The 24,881-nt window shown below is 70.6% G+C and carries 15 protein-coding genes and 1 pseudogene; 5 read left to right on the forward strand and 11 right to left on the reverse strand.

From position 1 onward, the window contains the following. Positions 1-171: 171 nt before the first annotated feature. From O1G22_RS03400 to O1G22_RS03440, 9 genes are all read right to left on the reverse strand, one after another. Positions 172-4,329: a bifunctional nitrate reductase/sulfite reductase flavoprotein subunit alpha gene (locus tag O1G22_RS03400; protein WP_270079901.1), complete on the reverse strand. Its 4,158-nt coding sequence runs from the start codon at positions 4,327-4,329 to the stop codon at positions 172-174. A gap of 238 nt (positions 4,330-4,567) precedes the next feature. After that, the gene (gene uppS, locus O1G22_RS03405; protein WP_270079902.1) at positions 4,568-5,344 is read right to left on the reverse strand and encodes a polyprenyl diphosphate synthase; all 777 of its coding nucleotides are present in this window, start codon (positions 5,342-5,344) and stop codon (positions 4,568-4,570) included. Positions 5,345-5,731: 387 nt separating this feature from the next. Further along, entirely contained in the window at positions 5,732-7,396 is a 1,665-nt protein-coding gene (locus O1G22_RS03410; RefSeq protein ID WP_270079903.1) for an alkaline phosphatase family protein, read from the reverse strand. Between the two features lie 143 nt (positions 7,397-7,539). After that, a complete protein-coding gene (locus O1G22_RS03415; RefSeq protein ID WP_270079904.1) occupies positions 7,540-7,881 on the reverse strand; it encodes an isocitrate lyase/phosphoenolpyruvate mutase family protein in 342 nt (113 codons plus the stop codon). Further along, positions 7,878-8,186, reverse strand: a complete 309-nt coding sequence (locus tag O1G22_RS03420) for an isocitrate lyase/phosphoenolpyruvate mutase family protein (protein ID WP_270079905.1) — start codon at positions 8,184-8,186, stop codon at positions 7,878-7,880. The genes O1G22_RS03415 and O1G22_RS03420 overlap by 4 nt, the downstream gene beginning before the upstream one ends. Positions 8,187-8,472: 286 nt before the next feature. Beyond that, positions 8,473-9,153 carry a response regulator transcription factor gene (locus O1G22_RS03425; RefSeq protein ID WP_270079906.1) on the reverse strand — a complete coding sequence of 227 codons (681 nt, stop codon included), beginning with the start codon at positions 9,151-9,153 and terminating at the stop codon, positions 8,473-8,475. Further along, positions 9,150-10,355, reverse strand: a complete 1,206-nt coding sequence (locus tag O1G22_RS03430) for a sensor histidine kinase (protein ID WP_270079907.1) — start codon at positions 10,353-10,355, stop codon at positions 9,150-9,152. The genes O1G22_RS03425 and O1G22_RS03430 overlap by 4 nt, the downstream gene beginning before the upstream one ends. Positions 10,356-10,710: 355 nt before the next feature. Continuing rightward, positions 10,711-12,927 (reverse strand): MMPL family transporter, encoded by a 2,217-nt coding sequence (locus tag O1G22_RS03435; protein ID WP_270079908.1) that lies wholly within the window; start codon positions 12,925-12,927, stop codon positions 10,711-10,713. 195 nt (positions 12,928-13,122) lie between these two features. After that, positions 13,123-13,467 (reverse strand): ArsR/SmtB family transcription factor, encoded by a 345-nt coding sequence (locus O1G22_RS03440; protein ID WP_225100090.1) that lies wholly within the window; start codon positions 13,465-13,467, stop codon positions 13,123-13,125. A 174-nt stretch (positions 13,468-13,641) separates the two neighbouring features. Between O1G22_RS03440 and O1G22_RS03445 the strand changes: the two genes are divergently transcribed. Then, on the forward strand, positions 13,642-14,619 hold the full coding sequence (locus O1G22_RS03445) for a quinone oxidoreductase family protein (RefSeq protein WP_270079909.1): 978 nt from the start codon (positions 13,642-13,644) through the stop codon (positions 14,617-14,619). 448 nt (positions 14,620-15,067) lie between these two features. Beyond that, positions 15,068-16,072: pseudogene (locus O1G22_RS03450) on the forward strand (RICIN domain-containing protein); the annotation flags it as partial. Positions 16,073-16,293: 221 nt separating this feature from the next. Here O1G22_RS03450 and O1G22_RS03455 read toward each other — a convergent pair. Both O1G22_RS03455 and O1G22_RS03460 read right to left on the reverse strand, forming a co-directional pair. Next, positions 16,294-18,237: an RICIN domain-containing protein gene (locus O1G22_RS03455; protein ID WP_270079910.1), complete on the reverse strand. Its 1,944-nt coding sequence runs from the start codon at positions 18,235-18,237 to the stop codon at positions 16,294-16,296. A gap of 174 nt (positions 18,238-18,411) precedes the next feature. Then, positions 18,412-20,643: an alpha-L-fucosidase gene (locus tag O1G22_RS03460; protein ID WP_270079911.1), complete on the reverse strand. Its 2,232-nt coding sequence runs from the start codon at positions 20,641-20,643 to the stop codon at positions 18,412-18,414. A 466-nt stretch (positions 20,644-21,109) separates the two neighbouring features. Between O1G22_RS03460 and O1G22_RS03465 the strand changes: the two genes are divergently transcribed. Genes O1G22_RS03465 through O1G22_RS03475 form a run of 3 tightly spaced genes read left to right on the forward strand, consistent with a single transcriptional unit; the run spans position 21,110 to position 24,826 of the window. After that, positions 21,110-22,168: a sugar ABC transporter substrate-binding protein gene (locus O1G22_RS03465; protein ID WP_270079912.1), complete on the forward strand. Its 1,059-nt coding sequence runs from the start codon at positions 21,110-21,112 to the stop codon at positions 22,166-22,168. Positions 22,169-22,215: 47 nt separating this feature from the next. Next, positions 22,216-23,781 (forward strand): sugar ABC transporter ATP-binding protein, encoded by a 1,566-nt coding sequence (locus O1G22_RS03470; protein ID WP_270079913.1) that lies wholly within the window; start codon positions 22,216-22,218, stop codon positions 23,779-23,781. Positions 23,782-23,785: 4 nt separating this feature from the next. Beyond that, positions 23,786-24,826: an ABC transporter permease gene (locus O1G22_RS03475; RefSeq protein ID WP_270086310.1), complete on the forward strand. Its 1,041-nt coding sequence runs from the start codon at positions 23,786-23,788 to the stop codon at positions 24,824-24,826. Positions 24,827-24,881: the final 55 nt, after the last annotated feature.

A 24,881-nucleotide genomic window follows, 5' to 3' on the forward strand; every position in this document is an offset into this window, starting at 1 on the left:
GAGGGGCCGACTATGGCCCGGACTACTGTCCATGTCGCCTCCTCCCGGTCGCGGCCGCGTCACCCCTCGGGACGGGGGAAGCTGCTCTGGAACCATACCGCCCGCCACAACCCTCCTTCCGCACCTATGACCCGTCCTTGACCTGCGCACTACACAACGGAGACCGTTTCGTCAGTACACGTCCCGCACATAGCGCTTGTCGGCGGCGAGCTGCTTGACGTAGACCGCGGCCTCCGTCTCGTCCAGGCCGCCGTGCACGACGGCGATCTCCCGCAGGGCCCGGTCGACGTCCTTGGCCATGCGGGAGGCGTCGCCGCAGACGTAGAAGTGGGCGCCGTCCTGGAGCCAGGACCACAGCAGCGGGCCGTGTTCGCGCATGCGGTCCTGGACGTAGACCTTGGCACGCTGGTCACGGGAGAAGGCGGTGTCCAGGCGGCTGAGCGTGCCGTCGGCGAGGAACGCGGTGAGCTCCTCCTCGTAGTAGAAGTCCGTCGCCCGATGCTGTTCGCCGAAGAACAGCCAGTTCGGCGCACGGTGACCGCGGGCCCGGCGTTCCTCCAGAAAGCCGATGAAAGGGGCGACGCCGGTGCCGGGGCCCACCATCACCGCGGGGGTGGCGGGGTCGGCGGGCGGCCGGAAGTGCGGCGCCCGCTGGACGCGGACCGGCACCGGGGTGCCGGGCTCGGCGTCGGCGAGGAAGGGGGAGCACACGCCCTGGCGGGGGCGGCCGCCCAGGTTCTCGTAGCGGACGACGGAGACGGTCAGCGAGACCAGGTGCGGGTCGGTCAGGGGACTGGACGATATGGAGTACATCCGGGGTTGCAGCCGCCCCAGCACGTCCGCCCATTCCTGCGCCCCGGCCCGGACGCCGAACTCGCCGACCACGTCGACGGCCTGCCGTCCCCAGGACCACTGCGCCAGCTCGCCCTTGTTGTCCGGCCGGAGCAGCTTGCGCAGCTCGCGCGGGTCGCGGGTGCGGTCGGCGGCGAAGCGCAGCAGGTCGGGAGTGACCCGGGTGATGTCCAGGTGCCGGAGCAGGGCTTCGCCGAACGGCACCTCTCCGACGGTCCTGAGGGTGACGGCCGTGTCCGCGTCGAGACCGGTGACGGCCAGCCATTCGGTCACCAGCTCCGGCCGGTTGACGGGGTGTACGGACAGGGCGTCCCCGGCCTCGTAGACCAGCGGGGCCTCGCTGTCGCGGGTGTCGAAGGTGAAGCGCCGGACCTCCTTGCCCGCGCCGGGCAGACTGAGCAGGCGGTTGCCGGTGAGGCGGGCGATGACGGGCGCGGGACGGCTCGGCCGCGGGGCCGCCGGGACGGTGCGGGCCGGCTGTTCGGAGGTCTGCAGCGCGGAGCGCACCTGGTCGAGCCAGGCTCCGGCCGCGCTCTCGTAGTCCGGTTCACAGTCGGTGCGCGGGGCCAGGGGCGTCGCGTCCAGTTCCGCCATGCGCCGGTCCAGGCGGCGGCCGTGGCCGCAGAAGTCGTCGTAGGAGGAGTCGCCGAAGGCCAGGACGGCGTACCGCCTGCCGTTCAGGCGCGGGGCGTCGGGCGCGGTGAGGGCGTCCCAGAAGCCGGCGCCGTTGTCGGGGGCGTCGCCGTCGCCGAAGGTGCTCGTGATCAGCAGCAGGTCGGCGTCGGACGGCAGCGCGGCGGGGTCCGCCTCGGCCATGGGCAGGAGGGAGGCGGCGTGGCCGTCGGCGGTGAGCCGCTCCACCGCGGCGAACGCGAACTCCTCGGCGTTCCCGGTCTGCGAGGCCCAGAGGATCACGACCTGGCGGCGGGGGCCGGCCACGGCCGGGGTGGACGGCTGTGCGGAGTCGCCGGTCCCGTGTGCGGGCGCCGGCTCGGACCTGGAGTACATCCCGGCGAGTACGCCGTTGACCCACAGGGCGTGCTCCGGGCTGAACGGGGCGTTCGCCGGCAGGACCGGTACGCCCGCCGAGCCGAACGGGATACCGGCCAGGAAGCCGGTGAGATAGCGGCGTTCGTGGTCGGCCAGGACCGGTGGCGGTGCGGCTTCCAGCCCGAACGGGGTGGGGACGGACGCCGTCGGCAGGGCGGTGGACGCCTCAGGCGGCGCGACGGCAGCCGGAGCGGCCCCGACGGGCACCGGGGTCATGGCCTCGGGAGCCGCCGGCACCGGAGTCTGCACGGTCACCGGGGTGGCCACCTTGGTCAGCGACACCGCGCACACCTTGAACTCGGGCTGGAACGACAGCGGGTCGACGGCGTCGCTGGTCACGGCGTTGACGCTGAGGTACTCGCCGAACAGGTCGTTCCAGTGGAACGGCGCGAAGCAGCAGCCCGGCCGCACCCGGTCGGTGACGACCGCGGGAAGCACCGCCCGCCCGCGCCGCGAGGCGACCTCCACGGAATCGCCCTCGGCCAGGTCCAGCCGGGCCGCGTCCTCGGGATGCACCTCCACGAAGGGCCCGGGGTTCAGCTTGTTCAGCTTGGCCACCTTGGCCGTCTTGGTGAGCGTGTGCCACTGGTGCTGGAGCCGGCCGGTGTTGAGCACGAACGGGTAGTCGTCGTCGGGCATCTCCGCCGCGGGTATGTGCGGGCGGGCGTAGAAGACCGCACGGCCGCTCGCGGTCGGGAAGGTCGGTGCCCCCGCTGTTGCGTCCTCGCCGACATACCGGATCGGATTGCGGTCGGGACCGTGGGCGCTCGCCGCCGGCCACTGCACGGGCGTGGTGCGCAGCCGCTCGTAGCTCACCCCGCGCAGGTCCCAGCCGGTCACCGGGTTCCAGGCGCGCTTGATCTCCTCGAAGACCTCCTCGGCGCTGTCGTACGCGAAGCCCTTCTCGTAGCCCATCTGCCGGGCCACGGCGGCGATGATCCGCCAGTCCGCGGTCGCCTCGCCGGGCGGGTCGGCGGCGGGCCGGGCGAGGGTGAGGTTGCGCTCGCTGTTGATCAGGACGCCCTCGGCCTCGGTCCACAGCGCGCCGGGCAGGACGACGTCGGCGTAGGCGTTGGTCTCGGTCTCGGCGAACACGTCCTGGGTGACGACGAGTTCGGCGGCCTCCAGGCCCTCGATGACCGTCTTGCGGTTGGCGACGGAGGCGACCGGGTTGGTGCAGATGATCCAGCACGCCTTGATGTGCCCGTCGGCCATCTTCTGGAACATCTCGACCGTGCCCTTGCCGACCCCGTCGGCCCGCAGGGTGTTGGGCTCCAGCTCCCACAGCTCCTCGACGAAGGCCCGGTCGGCGTCGGCGAGCACGGACCGCTGGCCGGGCAGTCCCGGCCCCATGTAGCCCATCTCCCGGCCGCCCATGGCGTTGGGCTGGCCGGTCAGCGAGAAGGGGCCGGAGCCCGGCCGGCAGATCGCGCCGGTGGCGAGGTGCAGGTTGACCAGGGCGTTGGTGTTCCAGGTGCCGTGCGTGGACTGGTTCAGGCCCATCGTCCAGCAGCTCGTCCACTCCCCGGCCTCGCCGATCAGCCGGGCGGCCTCCCGTATGTGCTCCTCCGGTATGCCGGTGATCTCGGCGACGGTGGCGGGCGGGTAGTCGGCGAGGAAGCCGGGCATCGCCTCCCAGCCCTCGGTGTGCGCGGCGATGAAGTCGGGATCGGTGTGCCCGTCCGCGTGCAGCAGATGCAGCAGCCCGTTGAGCAGCGCGAGGTCCGTGCCGGGCTTGATCTGCAGGAACAGGTCGGCCTTGGCGGCGGTGGCGGTGCGCCGCGGGTCCACGACGATCAGCTTGGCGCCCGCCGACTTCACCCGCTCCATCATCCGCAGGAAGAGGATGGGATGGCAGTCGGCCATGTTGGAGCCGATGACGAGGAAGACGTCGGCCTTGTCGAGGTCCTGGTACGACCCGGGCGGCCCGTCCGCGCCCAGGGACAGCTTGTAGCCGGTTCCCGCGCTGGCCATGCACAGCCGGGAGTTGGACTCGATCTGGTTGGTGCGGATGAAGCCCTTGGCCAGCTTGTTCGCCAGGTACTGCGCCTCCAGGCTCATCTGTCCGGAGACGTAGAGGGCGACCGCGTCGGGGCCGTGCTCGTCGATGATCGCGCGCAGCCGGCGAGCCGTCTCGGCGACGGCGTCCGCCAGCGGCACGGGCCGCGGTTCCTCGCCGCGCTCGGGCCGGACGAGGGCGCTCGTCAGCCGGCCCGGGGCGGCGAGCATGTCCGCGGTGGTCGCGCCCTTGGTGCACAGCCGGCCGAAGTTCGCCGGGTGCTCCTTGTCCCCGCTCGCCTTCAGGACCGTACGGCGCCCGTCCGGCCCCCTGCCGACGTCGAGGACCAGGCCGCAGCCCACCCCGCAGTACGAGCAGACCGTCCGCACCTTCGTCGTGCCCTCGCTCAGCGAGCCCGGCGCGGCCACGGGCGCCTCCTTGTCCACTGCTCGACCTGATCTCACCCTTCGTGACGGTACGAACCCCTCATTACGTCGGTGTCTCCACACCTGATCATCAGGGGTTACGCCCGCCGCACAGGGGCCGGGAGGCGCGTGTGAGCCCGGGTCGTGGATCGCTCGCGGACCGGGTCCCTCGCTCCTCCCCGCTTGCTGGGGCGCAGGCCACTGTGCTACGAGCCGCTGGAGCCGTGGCGGAGGAAGGCTCTCACTTCCCGTACCGGCGCTCCCGGGCGCCGTAGCTGCGCAGGGCCCGGAGGAAGTCGACCTCGCGGAAGGCGGGCCAGTAGGCCTCGCAGAAGTAGAGCTCGGCGTAGGCGCTCTGCCAGAGCAGGAAGTTCGACAGCCGCTGCTCTCCGCTGGTGCGGATCACCAGGTCGGGGTCCGGCCGGCCCGCCGTGTACAGGTGCCGGGCGATGTCGTCCACCGTCAGGCTCGCCGCCAGGTCGGCCGGCGAATGCCCCGCTTCGGCACATTCGAGCAGGAGCTCCCGCATGGCGTCGATGACCTCCTGCCGGCCGCCGTAGCCGATGGCGAGGGTGACATGTGCTCCGGTGGTACAGCCCCGGGTGGCCTCCTCGGCGTGCTTCAGGGCGTGGGCGGTGGTGTCGGGGAGGCCGTCGACGGTTCCGGCGATGTGCACCCGCCAGCGGGCTGCCGGTTGCGCGAGCTTGGTGGTCACGACCCGTTCGATCAGCTCCATGAGGAAGGCGACCTCGCCGTCGTCGCGGCGGGCCAGGTTCTCGGTGGAGCAGACGAACACCGTGACGTGCCGGATGCCCAGCGTCTCGCACCAGGAGAGCACGTCGTCCACGCGGTCGGCGCCGAACTTGTGGCCGAGGCTGGGGTTCGTCATGCCCATCTGGCGGGCCCAGCGGCGATTGCCGTCCATGATCAGCCCCACGTGCTCGGGCAGCGGCCCCCTCTTGACCTGGCAGCGCAGGCGGCGGGCGTACAGGGCGTACAGCGGTCCGGTGAGCGGCACGGGTCCGGTCCTTTCGTCGGCGAAGCAGCGACCCGTCCAAGGTGACAGCTCCGCCGAGGAGGGCGTGGGCGAAGCCGAGGGCCACCGGCCTGGATAGTACATGCCGAGTACTACATACCGCGTACCATTAGGCGCGTCATAGCCGCGCGAGCCGCCATCCGAAGAGACAGCCCCGGTCGGCGAGGGCGCCGTCCGGGGCTGGTGTCAGGAGCATGTGGCCGTCGAGGGTGACCGCGGGTCAGCTGCCGTGGCCGTCATGCCGGACGGCACTGTGACCGTGAATTGCGGGTTTTCACGTTCTGTCGGGCCCACACGCCGTGTCACCTCCCACGCGGCCACCTGAAAGTGAGCAACGCGTGTGGGCCGATCAGAGCAGTCCGCCGGGCGTCAGCGCGCGGGAAGAGTCCGGGTGTGTTCGATGCGTACGGCGTCCAGGCTGCGCGGGTCGAGGCCCAGCAGCCGCAGGATCGTCGGGGCGATCTGGGTGGTGCGCACCGGGCTGTCGACGCGCACGCCGTGCGGGGCGGCGGCGCCGGAGACGACGAGCGGGACGTCGAGGTCGTCGGCGTGGGCGCCGCCGTGCTCGGCGATCTTGCCCTTGCCGCCGGTGTAGACGACGCCGTACTGGGTGACGCCGACGAGGTCGGGCACCCGGTCGTCGCCCGGGCGGGCGTGGAAGTAGCGGGCGGCGGCCGTGCCCGCGTACAGGGTCTGCAGACCGCTCGCGGTGAACGGCCGGGCCTTGCCGTCGATGCCGTTGCCCGTGCCGGACCGGGCGAGCAGGTAGGCCTTGGCGAAGTCGGCGGCGGCCTGGGACCGGTCGGTGAGCCAGATCAGCATGGCGTCGTCGTCCACCGCGTGGGCGACCAGGTCTCCGGCTCCGGGGTGGGCGGCCTTCCAGGCGGCGTTGAGACCGTCGAGCAGTGGCCCGTCGTCGATGCGGTTCAGCGCCGTGGGGTCGGTGGGCGACTGGCCGTGCTTGGCGGACAGGATCACCGTGGTGCTGTCGGCGAGGTGCCGCGTGCGCAGTTCGGTGAGGAGGGCGCCGACCTGCTGGTCCACGAAGTCGAGGTTCTTCGCCAGCAGCGGACCGGGCACGCCCTTGGCCTGGTAGCCGCCGGTCAGACCGTCGGAGGCGGGAAGCTTCTGGGCGGTCGAGACGGACTGGAAGTTCATGCCGAAGACGGCCGGGGTGCCGACCTTGTGGGTGCGGCTGTGGTCGTAGCCGTCGATCTCGTTGAGGACCGCGCGCACCTTGTAGCCGTCGTACTGCTCGGTCCCTGCGTTGTCCTTCGTCCAGTCCGCGCCCGCCGCGTAGCCGACGGCCTTGCTGTTGATCTCGGGCGTGAACAGGTCCTGGATGCCCTTGCCGGACGGCCCGTTGAGGATGTCGTAGGCCGCGTGCTTGTCGGACCAGGCGGTGCGCAGGCCGGCGGTGCGGGCCACCTCGAAGACGGTGTTCACGCGCAGGTAGGAGTGCGGGTAGACCGGCCTGCACGTCTTCGGGTCGACCGGCAGCTTCGCGGGGTCGAGGAGGGTGGTGGGATTGCCCGTCATCTGCAGGATGCTGCCGGGCAGTCCGCTCAGGCCCTGGCCCGCGTCGAGGGAGTCCTGGTTCTTGTCGAGATCCTCGGTGAGGTCGACCTCGGCGCCGGGCTTCACGCCGGCGCACTTGGTCGTGCCGGCCGGCAGGAGGGCCGAGCTGTAGGTGTCGTCGTAGTAGACGCCCGTGGTGCCCGGGTCGCCGCCCGTGAGCTGGCCGACCATGCCCGGGAAGGAGTCGGAGGGGTTGGTGGTTCTGGCGTGCGTGTACTCCACGCCGCCACCGGCGAGTCGGGCGAGCGCCGAGTGCGGGTGGCGGGCGATGTACCAGGCGAGGTCGGCCTGGTGCAGTCCGTCGACGGACAGCAGCAGGACATGCCGGGCGGCGCGGGGGTGGACAGGGGCGTGCGCCGAGGCGGGCGTGGCCGCCGCGGTGAGCGCGCCGACGGCGGCCAGCGCGGCGGCGGCCGCCGTGACGGAGCGTACGGAGTGAACCGGGCGTCGGGACAAGGGTTCTCCTCGAACTGTGCTGGGCGAGCGCACGCGAACCGTGCACCGACATCCGAGAGGAGGAACGTGTACGGAAGCAGGCCGGAACACCGCGTTCAGCCCAAGAAACCCATCGCCGCGCGCAAAGGCACCCCCAAGTGTGGTCACCGACTCGTGCGCGCGGCGCTCACCGCGCTGTTGACGGTGCCGAAGTCCGCCGCGCCGGCCGTCGCGTCGTAGGTGCCCGCCTCCAGCAGCTCGGTGGCCGCGCGTTGGATGGCCCCGTACGCGGTCTGGGCGAGCGCGGTGCCCACCCTGATCCGGCGGACACCGACCGCCTCGAACGCGGTGACCGACGGCGCTCCCGGGCCCGTCATCACGTTGACCGGCAGCGGGCCGCGGCGGACCAGCTCGGCCACGGTGCCCAGGTCCACGGGACCGGGCACGAACAGGCTGCCGGCACCCGCGTCGGCGTAGGCCTCGGCCCGGGAGAGCACGCTCTTCACACGGTCCTCCGGAGCGCCGATGCCGAACAGGAGACGTCCGTGCGTGCGTTGATCCACAGGCCGGGCAGTCCCGCATCCTCGGCGGCGGAACGGGCCGCGCGCAGTCGTACGGCCTGCGCGGGCACGTCGTGCAGCGGGCCGCCCGGGCCGAGCGAGTCCTCCAGACCGACACCGACCGCACCGGCCTCGATCACCGCGTGGACGGTGGCCGCGACGGTCTCGGCGCCAGGACCGTAACCGCCCTCGACACCAGCACGCACCAGCACGTCGACCACACCGCTGATCCGCCGCACGGCCTCGGCCATCTGCTGCCGGCTGAGGCCATGCCCGTCGGGCCGCCCGGCCGACCAGGCGCGAAGGTGCGCACGTCCTCCGCGGGCGGCTTCGCCCCGCGGCCCGGTCTGCGGTGGACGTCGGTGGTGACCACGGCCGAGCAGGTCGTCATGCCCCGGTTCCAAGCGGTCAACGGCCGGGATGCCGGCCGGATTCGGACATGATGCCGGGCACCGTGACCGTGACCGAGCCGGAGCCGAGGGAGCGACTGACCTCGACGGGCGCCGGGGGTGGGAGCCGACCTCGTCGACCGCACCGTCACGGACGTTGCGTGTGCGGTTTCACCAGCCCGCTCTGATAGGCGATGACGACGAGTTGGGCGCGGTCGCGGGCATCGAGTTTGGTCATGGCCCGTTGGATGTGGCTGCGTACGGTCAGCGGGCTCAGGAACAGTTGGTCGGCGATGTCTGCGTTGGACTTGCCGAGTGCGGCGAGTGCGGTGACTTCGCGTTCGCGGTCGGTCAGGGTTCTGACCGCGTCGGGGAGGGTGTGGAACTCGTCGGTGGCCGGGGCCGCCAGGAAACGGGTGATGAGGGCGCGGGTGGCCGTGGGCGAGAGGAGCGCGTCGCCGGCCGCGACGGTGCGGATGCCCGACAGGAGGTCGTCGGGGCTGACGCCCTTGCCGAGGAAACCGCCGGCGCCGGCCCGTAGGGCCTTGGCCACGTTCTCGTCGTTCTCGAAGGTCGTCAGGATCAGGATGTGTGTGCCCGTCAGTTCCGGGTGGGAGCAGATGGCGGCGGTCGCGGTCACACCGTCGACGCGGGGCATGCGGATGTCCATGAGGACGACATCCGGCCGGTGGATGACGGCGAGGTCGATCGCCTCCTGTCCGTCGGCGGCCTCCGCGATCACCGTCAGGTCCGGGACCGAGTCGATGAGGATGCGGAAGGTCGCCCGGAGCAGGGCCTGGTCGTCGGCGAGCAGGACGCGGATCGTCATGGGGCGGTGCTTTCGTCAAGGCTGTCGTCGTGAGGGTCGAGCGGGAGGGAGCAGGCGACCTCGAAGCCGCCGTGCGGGCGGTGGCCGGCCTGGAACGTGCCGCCCGCCGAGGTGGCGCGCTCGCGCATGCTGAGCAGGCCGAAGCCGCCGCCGGAGCCGGCTGTGGCGGTCGGGCGGCCGGGGGCGGTGTCGTTGGCGATGGTCAGGGTCAGGAAGCGGGAGGTGTAGCTGAGCCGTACCCGCGCGGCGCGGGTGGCGGCGTGCTTGGTGGCGTTGGTCAGCGCTTCCTGGATGATCCGGTAAGCGGTCAGGTCGAGCACGGGGGTGAGCCGGCGCGCCCGGCCCTCGACGGTGACGGTCACGTCCAGTCCGGCCGCCGCGCAGGCGTCGACGAGGTCCGGCAGGTGCCGTAGCCCCGGCGCGGGGGCCAGGTCGTCCGCGGGGTCGGTGTCCTGACGCAGGAGTCCCACGGTGGCCTTGAGTTCACGCAGGGCCGCGGCCGTGGTCTCGGGCAGTTTCGCGATGATCTCAAGGGCCTGGTCCGGGTGGGTGCGGGCGAGATGGGCCGCGGTCCCGGCCTGAGCGTCGGCGAGGGTCAGGTGATGGGCGACGACGTCGTGCAGTTCGCGGGCGATGCGCATGCGTTCCTGGATCACGCGATGGCGTGCCTCCTCCTCCCGCTGCCGGTCGGCGTGCTCGGCGCGGGCCGCCGCGTACTCACGGCGCACCCGGATGTAGCTGCCGAGGGCCGCGCACAGCAGCACCCAGGCCACCGGGTTGACGACGGCGAGGATCAGGGAGTGGTGCAGGGTGGTGTGGAACACGCCGGTGACGACCATGCCGGCGGCGGCCGCCAGTGCGCTGTTCCAGGCGGTGCGCCGGGGTGTGCGCAGGTTGGTGACGTACTGCGCGACCAGCAGCGGGCCCATCAGGAGCAGGGTCATCAGGTAGCCGAGCGCGGCCTCGGCCATGGTGCACAGCGTGGTCACCCCGAGGACGTGCAGCGGATGGGTACGTCGCCGGTACAGCGCGGCGCAGGCCACGGCGGACAGCGCGATGCCGGGCCACGCGGCCGGCGGCTCGGGCATCACCGCCCGGGTGAGGAAAACCCCGCCGACGGTGCCCGCGAACAGCAGGATCAGCCCGGCGGCCTCGACCGCTCTCGGACGGGCCGCCGCCCGCCGCTGCCAGCTTGTGTTCATCACGCTCCGAGAGACGACCGAACGTAGACATACTCCCACCCGACAGGCCACCACGACGCGGCCTGCCGGGCGGGCACCGGATGTGAGACCCGGGTGCGGGGCTGAGGTCAGGTGAGGGGCTCGGGCGTGGGGCCCGAATACGGGGTCCAGGGGCGGGGCCCGGCCCGGGGCGAGGTCCGGGGGCGTGGCCCGGTGGCTTGGCCCAGCCCGGCTACGAAGCCCAGGTGCGGGGCCCCGACGCGGCGCCCGCGGACGCGGGGCCCGGACCTGGCCCCGGGCGCAAGGCCCGAGTGCGAGGCCCGGGCGTGGGACCCGGGCATGAGGCCTGGTGAGGCGCCCGGTTGTGAGGCCCGGGTCAGGTGCGGGCCGGTTCCTGTGGTGCCGTTTCGGTGTCCGTGGGTTCGGTGCCGTGGGCCGGCGACGTGGTGAGACCGGCGCCCTCGACGTCCACCCGGGGCAGCAGCCGGTCGAGCCGGCGCGGGAGCCACCACGCCTTGTCGCCGAGCAGCGCCAGTACGGCGGGCACAAGCGCCATGCGGACGACGAACGCGTCCAGCAGCACCGCGACGGCGAGACCGAAACCGATCGTCTTGATCATCGACTCGCCGGAGCCGATGAACGCCGAGAAGACCGCGATCATGATGACCGCCGCGGCGACGACCACCCGCGCACTGTGCCGGAAACCGGTCTCGACCGCCTGCGGGGCCCGGTCCCCGTGGACGTACGCCTCCCGCATCCGGGCGACCAGGAACACCTCGTAGTCCATCGCCAGGCCGAAGACGATGCCCACCAGGAAGATCGGCATCAGGCTCATGATCGGACCGGTCTGCTCCACGCCCAGCAGCCCGGCGCCCCAGCCCCACTGGAAGACCGCCACGACCGCGCCGAGTGCGGCCAGCACCGACAGCAGGAAACCGAAGGCGGCCTTGACCGGCACGAGCACGGACCGGAACACCACCAGCAGCAGGACCAGTGCCAGGCCCACGATGACGGCCAGGTACGGCACGAGCGCGTCCTGCAGGGCCTGGGCGATGTCGATGTTCATCGCCGTCGTGCCGGTCACCTCGAAGGTCGCCCCCGTCCGCCGTTCGAGACCGGGGCGCTCGGCGCGGATGGTCTTGACGAGGCTCTTGGTGTCCTCGGTGTTCGGGCCGGTGGCCGGCACGGCCGAGACGAGTGCGGTGTCGCCGGCCCGGTCGAACCGCGCGGGAGAGACGGAGACGACACCGTGCGTCGCACGGATCTCCTGGGTGATCTCGGTGACGGCGGCCTTGGGGTCGGCCGCGCCCTTGGCGTCGACCACGATCGTCAGCGGCCCGTTGAACCCCGCCCCGAAACCGTGGGCGAGGGCGTCGTAGGCGCGGCGCTCCGTCGTGGAGACGGGCTTGGACTCGTCACCCGGCATGCCCATCTGCAGGTGCGTGGCGGGCAGCGCCAGGGCGCCCAGTCCCGCGACGCACGCGAGCAGCACGGCCACCGGGCGGCGCAGCACGAAGCGAGCCCACCGGGCACCGGCGTTGTCGACCGTGCGGGCCATGCGACCGCGCTTGCGTACGGCCCGGGAGAGTACGGCGTTCGGCCACATGCCGAGCAGGGCGGGGACGAGAGTGAGGGCGACCAGGACGGCGACGGCCACGGCACCCGCGGCGCACAGCCCCATCTTGGTGAGCATCGGTACGTCGACCACGGCCAGCCCGGCCAGCGCGATGATCACGGTGAGGCCGGCGAAGACCACGGCGGAGCCGGCCGTGCCGACGGCGAGCCCGGCCGCCTCGCGCGGAGCGTGGCCGGCGGCCCGTTCCTCGCGGTAGCGGGAGACGACGAAGAGGGCGTAGTCGATGCCGACCGCGAGACCGACCATCGTGGCGAGGGTCCCGGAGGTCAGCGACAGGCCGAGGGCGCTGCCGAGGGCCAGGATGGCGGCCATGCTGACCCCGACGCCGACGACGGCGGTCAGGAGCGGGAGGCCGGCGGCCGCGAGGGAGCCGAAGGTGATCAGCAGGACGACCGCGGCGAGGACGATGCCGATGGTCTCGGAGGAACCGCCCGCCGCGGGCTGCGAGGCGAGCGCGCTGCCTCCGGTCTCGACCGTGAGGCCGGAGTCGCGGGCCTGGTCGATGGCCTTCTGCAGGGCGGCCTTGTCGTCCTTGGTGAGGTCATCGGCCTTCACCTTGAAGTTCACGGTGGCGTAGGCGGTGGAGCCGTCCTTGCTCACCGCACGCGCGGTGAACGGGTTCACGGCGCCGGCGACCTCGGGCTCGCCGGCCGCCTCCGCGACCAGCGTGTCGATGGCGGTGCGGTGTCCGGACGCGGTCACCTTCTCCCCGTGGGGTGCGACGAACACGATCCGCGCGGTGGCGCCGTCGGCGTCCGAGCCCGGGAAGCGCTGTCCGATCAGGTCGAAGGCCTTCTGTGCCTCGATGCCGGGCATGAAGGACGTGCCGGCGTCGGAGGAGGCCGGAGCCTTGACGGCGCCGAATCCTACGGCGCCGAGGATCAGGGCCCACAGCAACGTCACGAGCCAGCGCCGCCGGAAGGCGGTACGGCCCCATCGATAGAGCAGGGTAGCCACGGGAAACGGATCTCCAGGTCTGGGGTCGGGGACCTGACCAGCCTGGCCGGAACGGGGGTGCCGGGGCGTCGTGCCGGTGCTGGCAATACCGCCTGGTGGCAGCGCACGAGCCGACGCGCTCAGCTCCGCCTCAGGGAGGAGCACCCTCTACTGCGCGGGGATGACGTCACCGGGTCCGCGCAGATGAGCAGCGGCTCAGCCCGCGTCGTCGTCGCGCAGCAGGAGGTCGAGCAGCCCGGGGAAGCGCGCCTCGAACTCCTCGCGCCGCAGCCGGTTGACCCGCCGCGGCCCCTCGTCGCGCTGCTCGACGAGCCCGGCGCCGCGCAGCACCGAGAAGTGGTGGCTGAGCGCGGCCTTGCCGACGGGTACGTCGAAGCTGCCGCAGCTGCGCGTCCAGTCGGCGGAGCCGGCCAGCTCCCGGATCAGCTGGACACGCACGGGATCGGCGACCGCGGACAGCGCGGTCAGGACGGAGACGTCCTCGGGATCCGTGTGCACCGGCGCGGCTCGGTGACTCGCGCCCGCGGCCTGGTTCGCCATGCCCCACTCCTCGCCCTGTGCGCCTCGCGGGTGACACCCCGCCGGGTACCCGGACCACTTGCCGAGTGTTCGATGGATATCTTACAGTCCCAGTGTTCGCTTTCCATTGAACACTGAGGGATCCCCCTGTGGATGCATCCCTTGACACACCGTGCAGAAGGGCGGTTTCCGCTGATGCGTGCAGTCGAATTCCAGGAGTACGGCGGCCCCGAGGTGCTGAAGGTCGTCCAGGCCGACATCCCCGAGCCGGGGCCGGGGCAGGTGACCGTCGACACCGCCTACGCAGGCGTGAACTTCGCGGACCTCAAGGCCCGCGCCGAGGGGTACCGGGTGCAGTCACTGCCGTTCCGCCCCGGGCTGGAGGTCTCGGGACGGATCCGGGCCGTCGGCCAGGGCGTGGCGGGACTGCGACCGGGTCAGGAGGTCGTCGCGTTCGTCAGCGGCGGCGCCTACGCGGAGGTCGTGGCCGCCGACGCCGCGACCGTCTTCCCGTTGCCCGAGGGCGTGGACCTGCGCACCGGGGCCGCGCTCCCCACGGTGGTGCCGACCGCGCACGCCCTGCTGCACGAGGTCGGGCGGCTGCGCGCCGGTGAGAGTGTGCTGGTGCACGGCGCGGCGGGCGGCGTCGGCACGGCGGCCGGTCAGCTGGCCCGGGCGGCGGGCGCCGGCGCGGTGTACGGCGTGGTCTCCACTCCCGACAAGGCCGAGTACGCCCTCAAGCACGGCTACGACGAGGTGTTCACCGTCGGCACCTTCGCCGAGGACGTCCGCCGTGCCACCGGCGGTCGGGGTGTCGACCTGGTGCTCGACCCCGTCGGCGGCGACACTCTGCGCCGCGGCCTGGACGCGCTGGCCGTCTTCGGCCGTCTGGTGTCCTACGGCAACGCGAGCGGAGCGGAGCCGTGGCACGTCGGGCAGGCGGAACTCGGCGCGCAGGGCCGGTCCGTCGCCGCGTTCTCCATCCTGAATCTCGCGCAGTCGGCCCCCGAGGCGCTGCGCGCACTCGCCGAGCGCTCCTTCCGCAAGGTCGCCGACGGCACCGTGACACTGCCCGTCACCGCGGAGTTCGCCCTGACGGACGCCGCCGGGGCACACCGGCTGATGGGCGGACACACCTCGACGGGCAAGCTGCTGCTGCGCACGGCGGACTGACCGCGCATGCGCCTCGCCCTGCCGGACAAACCAGTGGTGACGTGGGCAGGTTGATGACAGGGTGACGCTCATTCCGTCGCCCGCAGCCGGCTCACTGTTCCGTGAACTGCACGCCACACTCACCCTGCGCAAGCCCCCGGAGGATGTGGCCCGGCTCAGCCACGAGCAGCGCCGCCGCGACGTCACCATGACCGGCAAGAGCGCGCTGGCCCACGCCCTGCCGTACGAGTTGTTCGCCGCCGACCCGGACACGGCGGGCCTTCATCCCGTACCTCACGGCGCGCGGCCAAACGCGCAGCATCTTCACCGACGGCCGGCAGCGTCAGGTCTACGACGAGGTCGCCGACGCGCTGTTCCAACGCCTGTGGACTCGTCCCGAGCGGACCCGCTGGACGCGATTACACGACCTTCAACCGGCCGTAGTCGGCGCGCCCACGCGGCCGGTGGCGTGCGGCGCTCGCGTGGGCGCCACCGGCGGCGCTGGACCACGCTGGGCCTGGCGGTGGGCGTGCCCGCTGTGGTCGGCTCCTACCTGCTGTTCGTGCAGGCCGATTCGAACGCCGCGACGGTGGATCCCGACGTCTCCTACACGCTGGTGTCCGTCCGCAGCGGCAAGGCGCTGGACGTGCCCGGGGCGAACATCTCGGACGGCGTCCGGATACGGCAGGAGAGCCGCGTGGCCGGTGCCGCGAGCCAGCAGTGGCGGCTGAGGCCGGCGGGGGACGGCTACGACGAGCTGGAGAACCGCAGCACCCACAAGGTCATCGGAGTCCGGGGCGCCTCTTCGAAGTCGCTCGCCGCCGTCGAGCAGCAGACCGACCACGGTTTGCCCGCGCAGCAGTGGCGGATGCAGGACGTGGGCGGTGGAGCGGTGAGGTTCGTCTCCCGCAGGAGCGGGATGGTGCTGGACGTGTGGGGCGGCGGCAGCAGTGCGGGCGTGCCACTCGTCCAGTACGCCGGCCGGGGCAGCACCAACCAGCAGTGGCGACTGGTGAAGGTGTCCGGCAGGGGCGGGTACAGCTGGCACAACGCGCAGATCGTCGGCGGCGGGTTCGTGACCGGGCTGGTCTTCAACCCCGCCCGCAAGGACCTGCTGTACGCCCGGACCGACATCGGCGGCGCGTACCGCTGGGACGCGGCCGCAGGCCAGTGGACCTCGCTGACCGACTGGATCGGTGGTGCCGACTGGAACCTGCTGGGGATCGAGAGCCTGGCGACCGACCCGGTCGACCCGAACCGGCTGTACCTGGCGAGCGGCACCTACACCAACGACTGGGCGGGCAATGGCGCGATCCTCCGCTCCACCGACCAGGGGCGGACGTTCCAGCGCACCGACCTGCCGTTCAAGCTGGGCGGCAACGAGGACGGGCGGTCGATGGGCGAGCGACTGGTGGTGGACCCGTCCGACCACAGCACCCTCTACCTGGGCACCCGCAAGAACGGCCTCTGGCGCCGACGTCACCAAGCCGTCGCACGGCACTGCCACTACCGGCGCCGCACGCACTTCGATCAGGTGAGTCACGAACCACCGCGCCTCTGATTGCCGGCCCGTGTCCCCCTTCCCGGGCCGCCCCTCGATCGTGTGCCGCCGCCGGTGGTGTCCCAGCGGCCGCCCGAGAAGTGCGTGCGTCCGGCGCCTGTGCGCGCCGGACGCACGTCTCTTACGATCCGCTGTCAGGAGGGGATGATCTGCCACTGCTGCCGGGGGATGGCGGTGTAGGTCCACTGGTTGATGGCGGCTCCGTCGGCGGTGGAGCCACTGTCGACGTTGAGGGACAGGCCGCTGAGCCGGTTGGTGAGGAGGTAGTAGCCGCCGCCGGTGGGGGTGATGGCCCAGTGCTGCTGGGGTGCGTCGGCGTCGACCCAGATGTCGGCGCCTCCGCCGTCCACGCGGGAGAGTCCGCCGATTTCCATGAGCGTGCCACTCTTGACGTTGCGGATCTTGTAGTAGCCGTTGTCGGCCAGGGCGATGGTCCACTTCTGGCCGGCCTGCTTCTGCCAGGACGACTGCAGGAGGGGGGTGTTGTTGGCAGTGCCGGCACCTGAGACGTCGGCGACCTTGCCGCTGTGCCGGGCGACGAGGCGGTACACGGTGCCGTCGCCGGGGAAGAGGGTGGAGACCAGGGCGGGTGTCGCGGTGCGGCCGCCGATGCGCAGGTTGCCGATGTTGGCGTAGCCGCCGGTGCCGGCGGTGACCTGGATGCGGACGAAGGCGGCGTTGCGGGCCGGCCATTCGACGAGTTTGGTGGTGCGGTCGCCGGGCCAGCGGGCGGTGGCGACCTGGGTGAAGGTGGTGCCGTCGGTGCTGGTGGAGATGGCGCAGGCGGTGATGTCGCCGTCGGTGGTGTTGGTGCGGTTCCACTGCTTGGGCAGGTATTCGAGGGTGGAGATGTTGCTCCATACGCCGCCCAGGTCGATGGTGATGCTCTGGGGAAGCGGGAGGCTCCAGGTGGACCAACAGGTCTCGAAGTTCCGGTCACTGAGGCCGTCGATGGCGTTCAGGGGGCCTTCCCCGGTGAGGTATGCGGTGGCGTAGGCGGCCACGGGGGTGACCGGGTGTTCGGCGCGGAGCATCTGGGTGGGCAGGGGCGGCCGGGAGGTGTCGGGGCCGCTCCAGGCGGCGCCGACCTCGGAGAGCCGGTTGACGATGTTGGTGTCCAGCACACCATTGCGGTTGGGCGGGCAGTTGAGGATGAACGAGGTGTACTTGGGCTCCAGGTCAGCCAGGTGGGAGAGGATGGAGTCCCTGCTCATCGGATCGGTCGTGGGCGTTGTCGGATGCCAGAACCACCCGTTGCTGATCGTCTGGCCCTGCAGCGAGGCGTAGGTGTTGCCTGCCGGTGAGGTGATGCCGAGTGGCTCCTCGAAGTAGATCGCGTCGCCGAGGAAGGGCACCGACAGCCCACCGTGGTCGATCATCACGATGTCGGGCTGCAGGGACTTCACGTGTTCCCTGATGCGCTGGTAAGGGACGGCCTGCTGGCCCATCTGCCAGGCGTAGCCGTCGGTGACGAACATGTCGATGGTGCCGTAGTTGGTGAGCAGTTCGGTGATCTGGTTGAGGATGTAGGTGATGTCGCCGGGCTGGACGGCCTGGCCGGAGGCGACTTTGTGGCGGGTGTCGTAGGCCTGCACGCTGTAGGTGCGGTCCCAGATGGAGAAGTACAGGCCGACCTTGAGGCCCTGGGCCCGGAAGGCGGTCACGTACTGCGCGACGATGTCGTGCTTGTAGGAGCTGTTGGCTACGTTGTAGTTGTTGTAGGCGCTGGGCCACAGGCAGAAGCCGTCGTGGTGCTTGGTGGTCAGAACGCCGTAGCTCATCTTCGCCGCCGCAGCGGCCGCCGCCCACTGGGCGCAGTCGACCGCCGTGGGCGCGAACAGAGCAGGGTTCTGGTGCGGGGAGGCCCACTCCTGGTTGGTGAACGTGCCCATGTTGAAGTGGTTGAACATGCCGAACCGCATGTTCACCAGGTTGCTGAGGTTGGTCTGTAGGTCCGCGGCGGCCGCCTGAGGGAGCAGGCGGGAGAAGCCGGGAACCACGGGCAGCGCGCTCGCGGCCACAGCGGCGCCCGCGGCGCCCAGCAGGGTTCGACGGGACGGTCCTCTTCCTGACGGCATGGGTGCACTCCCGGTTTCGGGTGGCTCTGATGTGTCGGAGGTGAGGCGGTTGGGGCGGACGGCGCATACGGCTACGAAGGCGCCAAGCTCCGCCGGTACGAGACATCTGCCGACTCGAACTCCCAGTCCCCGCGAGCGCGCCCACCGCAGCCGCGTGTCGTGCCGGTGCGAGGGTCACAGCGCCGTGAAGGTCCACAGCAGGTTGGTGCTGCTTCCGTAGGCCCACTGCTTGGTCACGGAGCCCGAGGCCACGTTGCCGCCGCCGTCGAGAACCAGGCCGGTGGTGCGGTTGGCGATCGTGTGGCGGCCGTCGCCGCGGTGGGTGATCGTCCACTGCTGGTTCGTGCCGCCGTTCCACGGCGCCTGCCTGGCCGCTGAACCGTTGCCGGTGGCCCCCCAGCCGTCGGCGACCATGCCGTTGGTGCGGTTGACCAGCTTGTAGTAGCCGCCGCCTACCTCGACCGCCTGCCACTGGAGGTTGGGACTGCCGTCCCAGGGCCACTGCTTGAGGTTGGACCCGGAGGCCACCGTGCCGCCGCTGTCCAGGGCGAGGCCGTCGGTGACGTTGGTGATCCGGAAGTACGTCGACGGATTGAGCTGGACCTTCAGCGAGGTGACCTGGTCGTTGTTGCCCGTGACCCGGAGGTCGGGGTTGTCGGCGATGAAGGTCCATGAGGTGCCGGAGAAGTTGTCTCCCGAGTAGCCGATCACCTGGAAGCCGGAAGCCAGGCGCAGGGACGAGAGGCTGAGCGGGCCAAGGCCGGCGAGCGTCAGCTGGTCCGCGGTGTAGTCGCCGACAGGGAGCACGGCGGTCGTGCCCGAGTAGTTGACGTCCCCGAAGACCACGGCGCCGGAGAGGGGCCGCAGGCTGGGTATCTGCCCGGAGAAGGAGAGCTTGAGAACGTACGCGTCGGCGCTGAACGGCGCTGACGACGGCAGGGTCACCTTCAGACCGGACGCGTCCTGCGTGGGCGTGGCGAGACTGATGTAGTTGCCGGCCGTCGAGTCGAGCAGCTTGGCCGACGTCAGCGAGGAGAGGCCGATCCGGTCGGAGCTGAGAGTCTTGATCGTCAGCGAACTGCCGGGCCAGCCGAGGACGGTGGCGTACAGGACCGTGTTGGTCTTGTCCCGGGTGAAGCGTATGTCCTGCGCCGTGCCGGCCGTCGGGGTGGTGAAGGAGCCGCCACCCATCTTCGTCGGGCCTTCGCCGTACGCCGTCCAGGGCCGGGTCGAGTAGACCGACTCGCCGAAGCGCTTCAGGTAGTCGCCGATGCCGAGCAGAACGTCCTTCTGCGCCTGCGGGATGGTGCCGTCGGCCATCGGCGCGATGTTCAGCAGCATGTTGCCGTTCTTGCTGACCCGGTCGATGAGTGAGTGCAGCATCTGCTGAGTGCTGTAGTAGCCGATGCCCTGCGTGTAGCACCAGCTGGAGCTGGAGATGCTGTCGTCGGTGAGCCAGTAGGGGCTGGTCAGGTCGGCCGGGCCGCCGCGCTCGTAGTCGAAGACCTCGCCCTTGTTGTCGAGCCCGTCCTTGTACGTGGCGACGACCTCGCGGCCCCAGGCGTTGGCCTGGTTGTAGTAGTACGACAGGAAGTTCAGGCGCTGCGTCTCGTCGACCGCGTCCAGTCTGAAGTCCTGCCACAGGATGTCCGGCTGGGCGAGGTCGATGACCTCCTTCAGCTTGTCGTACCAGAGCTGGTTCTCCTGCGTCCTGTCCAACTGCCCGTAGAGCTTCTGCAGGCTCGGGTCCGACTGGGCGGGGACGTGGTCGTAGTAGCCGTTGAAGTTGTACGCGTGGTGCATGGCGACCAGCAGCTTGAGCCCCTTGGCCCGGATCGCCGTGGTGAACAGCTGCAGCAGATTGAGCTTCGGGCCCTTGGCGACCGAGTTCCACTCGTTGACCTGGCTGTTCCACATGGAGAAGCCGTCGTGGTGTTCGGCGACCGGTCCGGCGAACCTCGCTCCCGCGTCGACGAACAGCTGCGCCCACGCGTCGGGGTCGAAGGTGCCGCCCGCCGACGTGAGCCTCGGTGCGAACTGCACGGTGTTCCCAGCGAGGTCCTTCGCCCCGTTGATGAAGTTGTGGTACGGCCACACGGACGGGTCGCCGTAGGTCGCGATGTGGTGCTGGTTGGCCGCGCTGCCGGCTATGTACATGTTGCGCGGGTACCACTCGCTGTCGTAGGCCGGAACGCTGAAGACGCCCCAGTGGAAGTAGATGCCGAACTTGGCGTCCTGGAACCACTCCGGGGCCGGTGGGTGCTGGTCGACCGAGGGCCACGCCGGTGTGTAGGTACTCGGTGCCGCCTGTGCGACGCCGGCCCCGAGGCCGCCGCCGGCGACGGCTGCCGCCGCTACACATGTGGCGGCGGAGAGGAACTGGCGTCTGTTGAAAGAGCTCGACATGAGGACATCCCTGAAATGGGGGACAAGGGGGGACACACGACGCCCACGGCTCTGGAGCGCCGGAGGTTACGCACGAAGTTCGACCATGTGACGCACTGATGTCAACGGGCGTGCAGGGATGAAAGCAGCTCCATGACTCGCACTTTCGTCCAATATGAGCGCTATGACGCCATTTTCTGGCGCCAGACATCGAATGTTTGAGGGCCGGCGACGAAGGCACCGTCACACGGGGAGTCCGCAGACAAGCCGTCAGCGCATCACGAATACGCATCATTGATGGGATTGATTTAGTGGCCAGGATGCCGCTGCGAGCTCCAAACCCCCCTCCTTTCCAGCATTTCCTGCCGACATCTAGACAGCACCCTCGGGTCGCCGTATACATACATCCCATGTCTTCGATGCGGCGGCACACAGCTGCCGCCCAGCACACCAACTCCCGCTCCGGGACCAGCGCGAGGAAGTACCGATGAGACTCAGAACTGCTCTCTGCTCCACCGCCTCAGCCCTGTCCGCCCTGGCGCTGCTCAGCGCCTGCAGCGGCTCGGGCACCGCTTCGTCGAGCAGTTCCCCGCTGGTCGGCGTCGACTACCCCCGCTCCGACACCGACTTCTGGAACTCGTACATCAAGTACACGCCCAGGTACGCCGGACAGCTGAGCCTGTCGCTGAAGACGACGAACTCGCAGAACGACGTCGCCAAGCTGACCGCCAACGCGCAGACGTTCATCAGCCAGGGTGTGAAGGGCATCGCGATGGCGCCCCAGGACACCGCCGCCATCGCGCCGACGCTGGCGCAGCTGGAGGCGAAGAAGATCCCCGTCGTCACCATCGACACCCGCCCCGACAGCGGCAAGGTGTTCATGGTGGTGCGGGCCGACAACCGCGCCTACGGCGAGAAGGCCTGCCGGTTCCTCGGCACGAAGCTGAACGGCAAGGGCAAGGTCGTGATGCTGGAGGGCGGCCTCGACTCCATCAACGGCCGTGACCGCACAGAGGCGTTCAACGCGTGCATGAAGGCGAACTACCCCGGCATCAAGGTGTTCGGGGAGGCCACCAACTGGGACGGGGCCACCGCCGCGCAGAAGCTCCAGACCGACCTGACCGCCAACCCGGACATCAAGGGCGTCTACATGGAGTCCAGCTTCGCCCTGTCCGGCACGCTTCAGGTGCTCAAGCAGAAGGGCCTGCTGGTCGGCCCGAAGGACGAGAAGCACGTCTTCATCGTGTCCAACGACGGCATCCCCGAGGAGCTCAAGGACATCGCGGCCGGCAACATCGACGCCACCGTCTCCCAGCCGGCCGACCTGTACGCCAAGTACGCCCTGTACTACCTGAAGGCCGCGATCGACGGAAAGACGTTCAAGCCCGGCAAGACCGACCACAACAGCACCATCATCCAGGTCCGCTCCGGTCTGCTTGAGGACCAGCTCTCCGCTCCCCTGGTCACCGTCGACGGCGGCACCTATGGCGGCGTGTCCAGCGTCAAGAGCACCGACACCTCCCTGTGGGGCAACAACCTCGGCTGACCTGCCCTGTCAGGCACCCAACGGCTATCGAGTACAAGGCGGTTGTGATGAGTGACGGGGAGCGAGCAGTCAGCCCCGCGCCCGCCCCGGCGGACGACGGACGGTCCCAGGTGAGCCCGCCTGTCGTCGAGGCGACGGGCATAGTCAAACGATTCGGTCCGACGGTGGCCCTCAACGGCGCCCGGATCACCATCAGGCCCGGCGAGACCCACGCGCTCGTCGGCCGCAACGGGGCCGGCAAGTCGACGCTCGTGTCGGTCCTCACCGGCCTGCAGGCCCCCGACGAGGGAACGGTCACCTTCGGCGGCAGCCCCGCACCGCGACTCGCGGACCGCGACGCCTGGCGAGAGCGCGTGGCCTGCGTCTACCAGAAGTCGACGATCATCCCCACCCTGACCGTCGCCGAGAACCTCTTCCTGAACCGGCACGACCACGGCCGCAGCCGGCTCATCAGCTGGCAGGGTGTGCGCCGGCGGGCGCAGGAGCTGCTGTCGACGTGGTCGGTGGACGTCGACCCGCAGACTTCGGCCGGCGATCTGAGCGTGGAGCAGCGGCAGTTCGTGGAGATCGCCCGGGCGCTGTCCTTCGGAGCCCGGTTCATCATCCTCGACGAGCCGACCGCCCAGCTCGACGGTGCGGCCATCAACCGGCTCTTCGACCGCATCCGCGACCTGCAGCGCCAGGGTGTGACCTTCCTGTTCATCAGCCACCATCTCCAGGAGGTCTACGACATCTGCGACATGGTGACGGTGTTCCGCGACGCCCGGCACATCGTGACCGCGCCGGTCGCGGAGCTCCCCCGTACCGAGCTGGTCGCCGCGATGACCGGCGAGGCGGCGGCCGACCGGCTGCAGATGCGGTCGAGCACCCTCGACCGCACCGCCACGCCCGCGCTGTCCGTGCAGGCGCTCGGCAGTGACGGCGCTTACGGTGATGTCACCTTCCAGGTGGGCGCCGGGGAGATCGTCGGACTCGCCGGTGCCGCCGGCAGCGGTCGTACCGAGGTCGCCGAGACCGTCGTAGGGCTGCGGGCGGCCCAGGCGGGCGAGGTGGAGATCGCCGGGCGACGGCCCCGGCCGGGCAGCGTGCCCGCCGCGCTCGCCGCGGGCGCCGGGTTCGTCCCGCAGGACCGGCACCACCAGGGATTCGTGCCCGACATGTCGATCGCGGACAACGCCACGCTGTCCGTTCCTCACCGGCTCGGCAAGAACGGCTTCCTCAGCCGCGACCGACGGGACCGGCTCGCCGACAACATGATCGAGAAGCTGGCGATCAAGACACCGGGACCCGAGCTGCCCGTCTCGGCGCTCTCGGGCGGCAACCAGCAGAAGGTCGTCATGGCCCGCGCCCTGGCGGACGACCCGCGCCTGCTGGTGCTGATCAACCCGACCGCGGGCGTGGACGTGCGCTCCAAGGAGTTCCTCCTCGGCAAGGTCGAGGAGACCGCCGAGTCCGGAACCGGCGTGCTCATCGCCTCCGACGAACTCGACGACCTGCGCATGTGCGACCGGGTCCTGGTGATGTTCCAGGGCCGGGTGACCTCAGAGATGGCCCGCGGCTGGCACGACCACGACCTCGTGGCCGCGATGGAAGGAGTGGACTTGAATGCCTGAAGTAATGCCTGAACCCGTCCTCGCGGACGCAGCCGCCAAGGCCGCGGAACCCAAGCCCAGGCGCACCGCGCTGCTCGGCGGCCGGATCCCCCTGGCCCGCCTGCGCGACCTCGCCCTCGTCCCCGCGATCGTCGTCATCGCGATCGTCGGTCAGATCGTCAACCCGGTCTTCCTGCAGGCCGACAACCTCATCAACGTCCTGCAGACCATGTCCGAGATGGCCCTGCTGGTCCTCGCCCAGACGATGATCCTGATCGTCAAGAAGATGGACCTCTCCCTGGAGTCCACCATGGGCCTCGCGCCCGGCGTCGCGGCCTGGCTGGTCGTCCCGGCCGGCGCCGGACACGGACTCGGCCTGCTCCCCGGTGCCTGGTCGATCCCCCTCACCCTCGCCGTGGGCGCACTCGTCGGAGTGATCAACGCTCTGCTGATCATCCGCTTCGGCCTCAACGGCTTCATCGTGACCCTGGGCATGCTGATCGTGCTGCGCGGTGTCCTCACCGGAATCTCCGGCGGCCAGACCTTCTTCCAGCTGCCGCAGTCGATGCTCTACATCGGCACCGCCGAATGGTTCGGTATGCCCGCCTCCATCTGGATCTGCCTGGCCCTGTTCGCGGTCGCGATCGTGGTGCTCGGCTGGACCGGCTTCGGCCGCTCCCTGTACGCCATCGGCGGCAACGTCGACGCGGCGAAGGCGGCCGGCATCCGTACCGACCGGGTGCTGTGGATCGTGATCGTCACCGGCAGCGTGCTCGCCGCCCTCGCCGGCCTGATGCTGTCCGGACGCCTGGCCTCGGTCGCCTCCGCACAGGGCAACGGCTACATCTTCACCGTCTTCGCCGCCGCCGTCATCGGCGGGATCAGCCTGAACGGCGGCAAGGGCACCATGTTCGGCGCGTTCTGCGGCATCCTGCTGCTCTTCATGATCCAGAACGTGCTCACGCTGGGGGGCGTCCCCGCTCAGTGGATCGGCGCTCTCAACGGCCTGATCATCCTGGTCGCCCTCGCCATCTCCCGCATCACCGGCGGCAAGGTCCAGGAGTGACCCGGGCGGCCCCACCGGCCGCCCGACCTCCGCCGCGTTCACGTCTCGTCGCGAG

The organism is Streptomyces camelliae, assembly GCF_027625935.1.
GTDB lineage: Bacteria > Actinomycetota > Actinomycetes > Streptomycetales > Streptomycetaceae > Streptomyces > Streptomyces camelliae.

Coding starts and splice junctions, on each gene's coding strand:
- O1G22_RS03455 (WP_270079910.1), bottom strand. CDS start 18,237: ATGCCGTCAGGAAGAGGACCGTCCCGTCGAACCCTGCTGGGCGCCGCG.
- O1G22_RS03460 (WP_270079911.1), bottom strand. CDS start 20,643: ATGTCGAGCTCTTTCAACAGACGCCAGTTCCTCTCCGCCGCCACATGT.
- O1G22_RS03465 (WP_270079912.1), top strand. CDS start 21,110: ATGAGACTCAGAACTGCTCTCTGCTCCACCGCCTCAGCCCTGTCCGCC.
- O1G22_RS03475 (WP_270086310.1), top strand. CDS start 23,786: ATGCCTGAACCCGTCCTCGCGGACGCAGCCGCCAAGGCCGCGGAACCC.
- O1G22_RS03430 (WP_270079907.1), bottom strand. CDS start 10,355: ATGAACACAAGCTGGCAGCGGCGGGCGGCGGCCCGTCCGAGAGCGGTC.
- O1G22_RS03470 (WP_270079913.1), top strand. CDS start 22,216: ATGAGTGACGGGGAGCGAGCAGTCAGCCCCGCGCCCGCCCCGGCGGAC.
- O1G22_RS03425 (WP_270079906.1), bottom strand. CDS start 9,153: ATGACGATCCGCGTCCTGCTCGCCGACGACCAGGCCCTGCTCCGGGCG.
- O1G22_RS03420 (WP_270079905.1), bottom strand. CDS start 8,186: ATGGCCGAGGCCGTGCGGCGGATCAGCGGTGTGGTCGACGTGCTGGTG.
- O1G22_RS03440 (WP_225100090.1), bottom strand. CDS start 13,467: ATGGCGAACCAGGCCGCGGGCGCGAGTCACCGAGCCGCGCCGGTGCAC.
- O1G22_RS03445 (WP_270079909.1), top strand. CDS start 13,642: ATGCGTGCAGTCGAATTCCAGGAGTACGGCGGCCCCGAGGTGCTGAAG.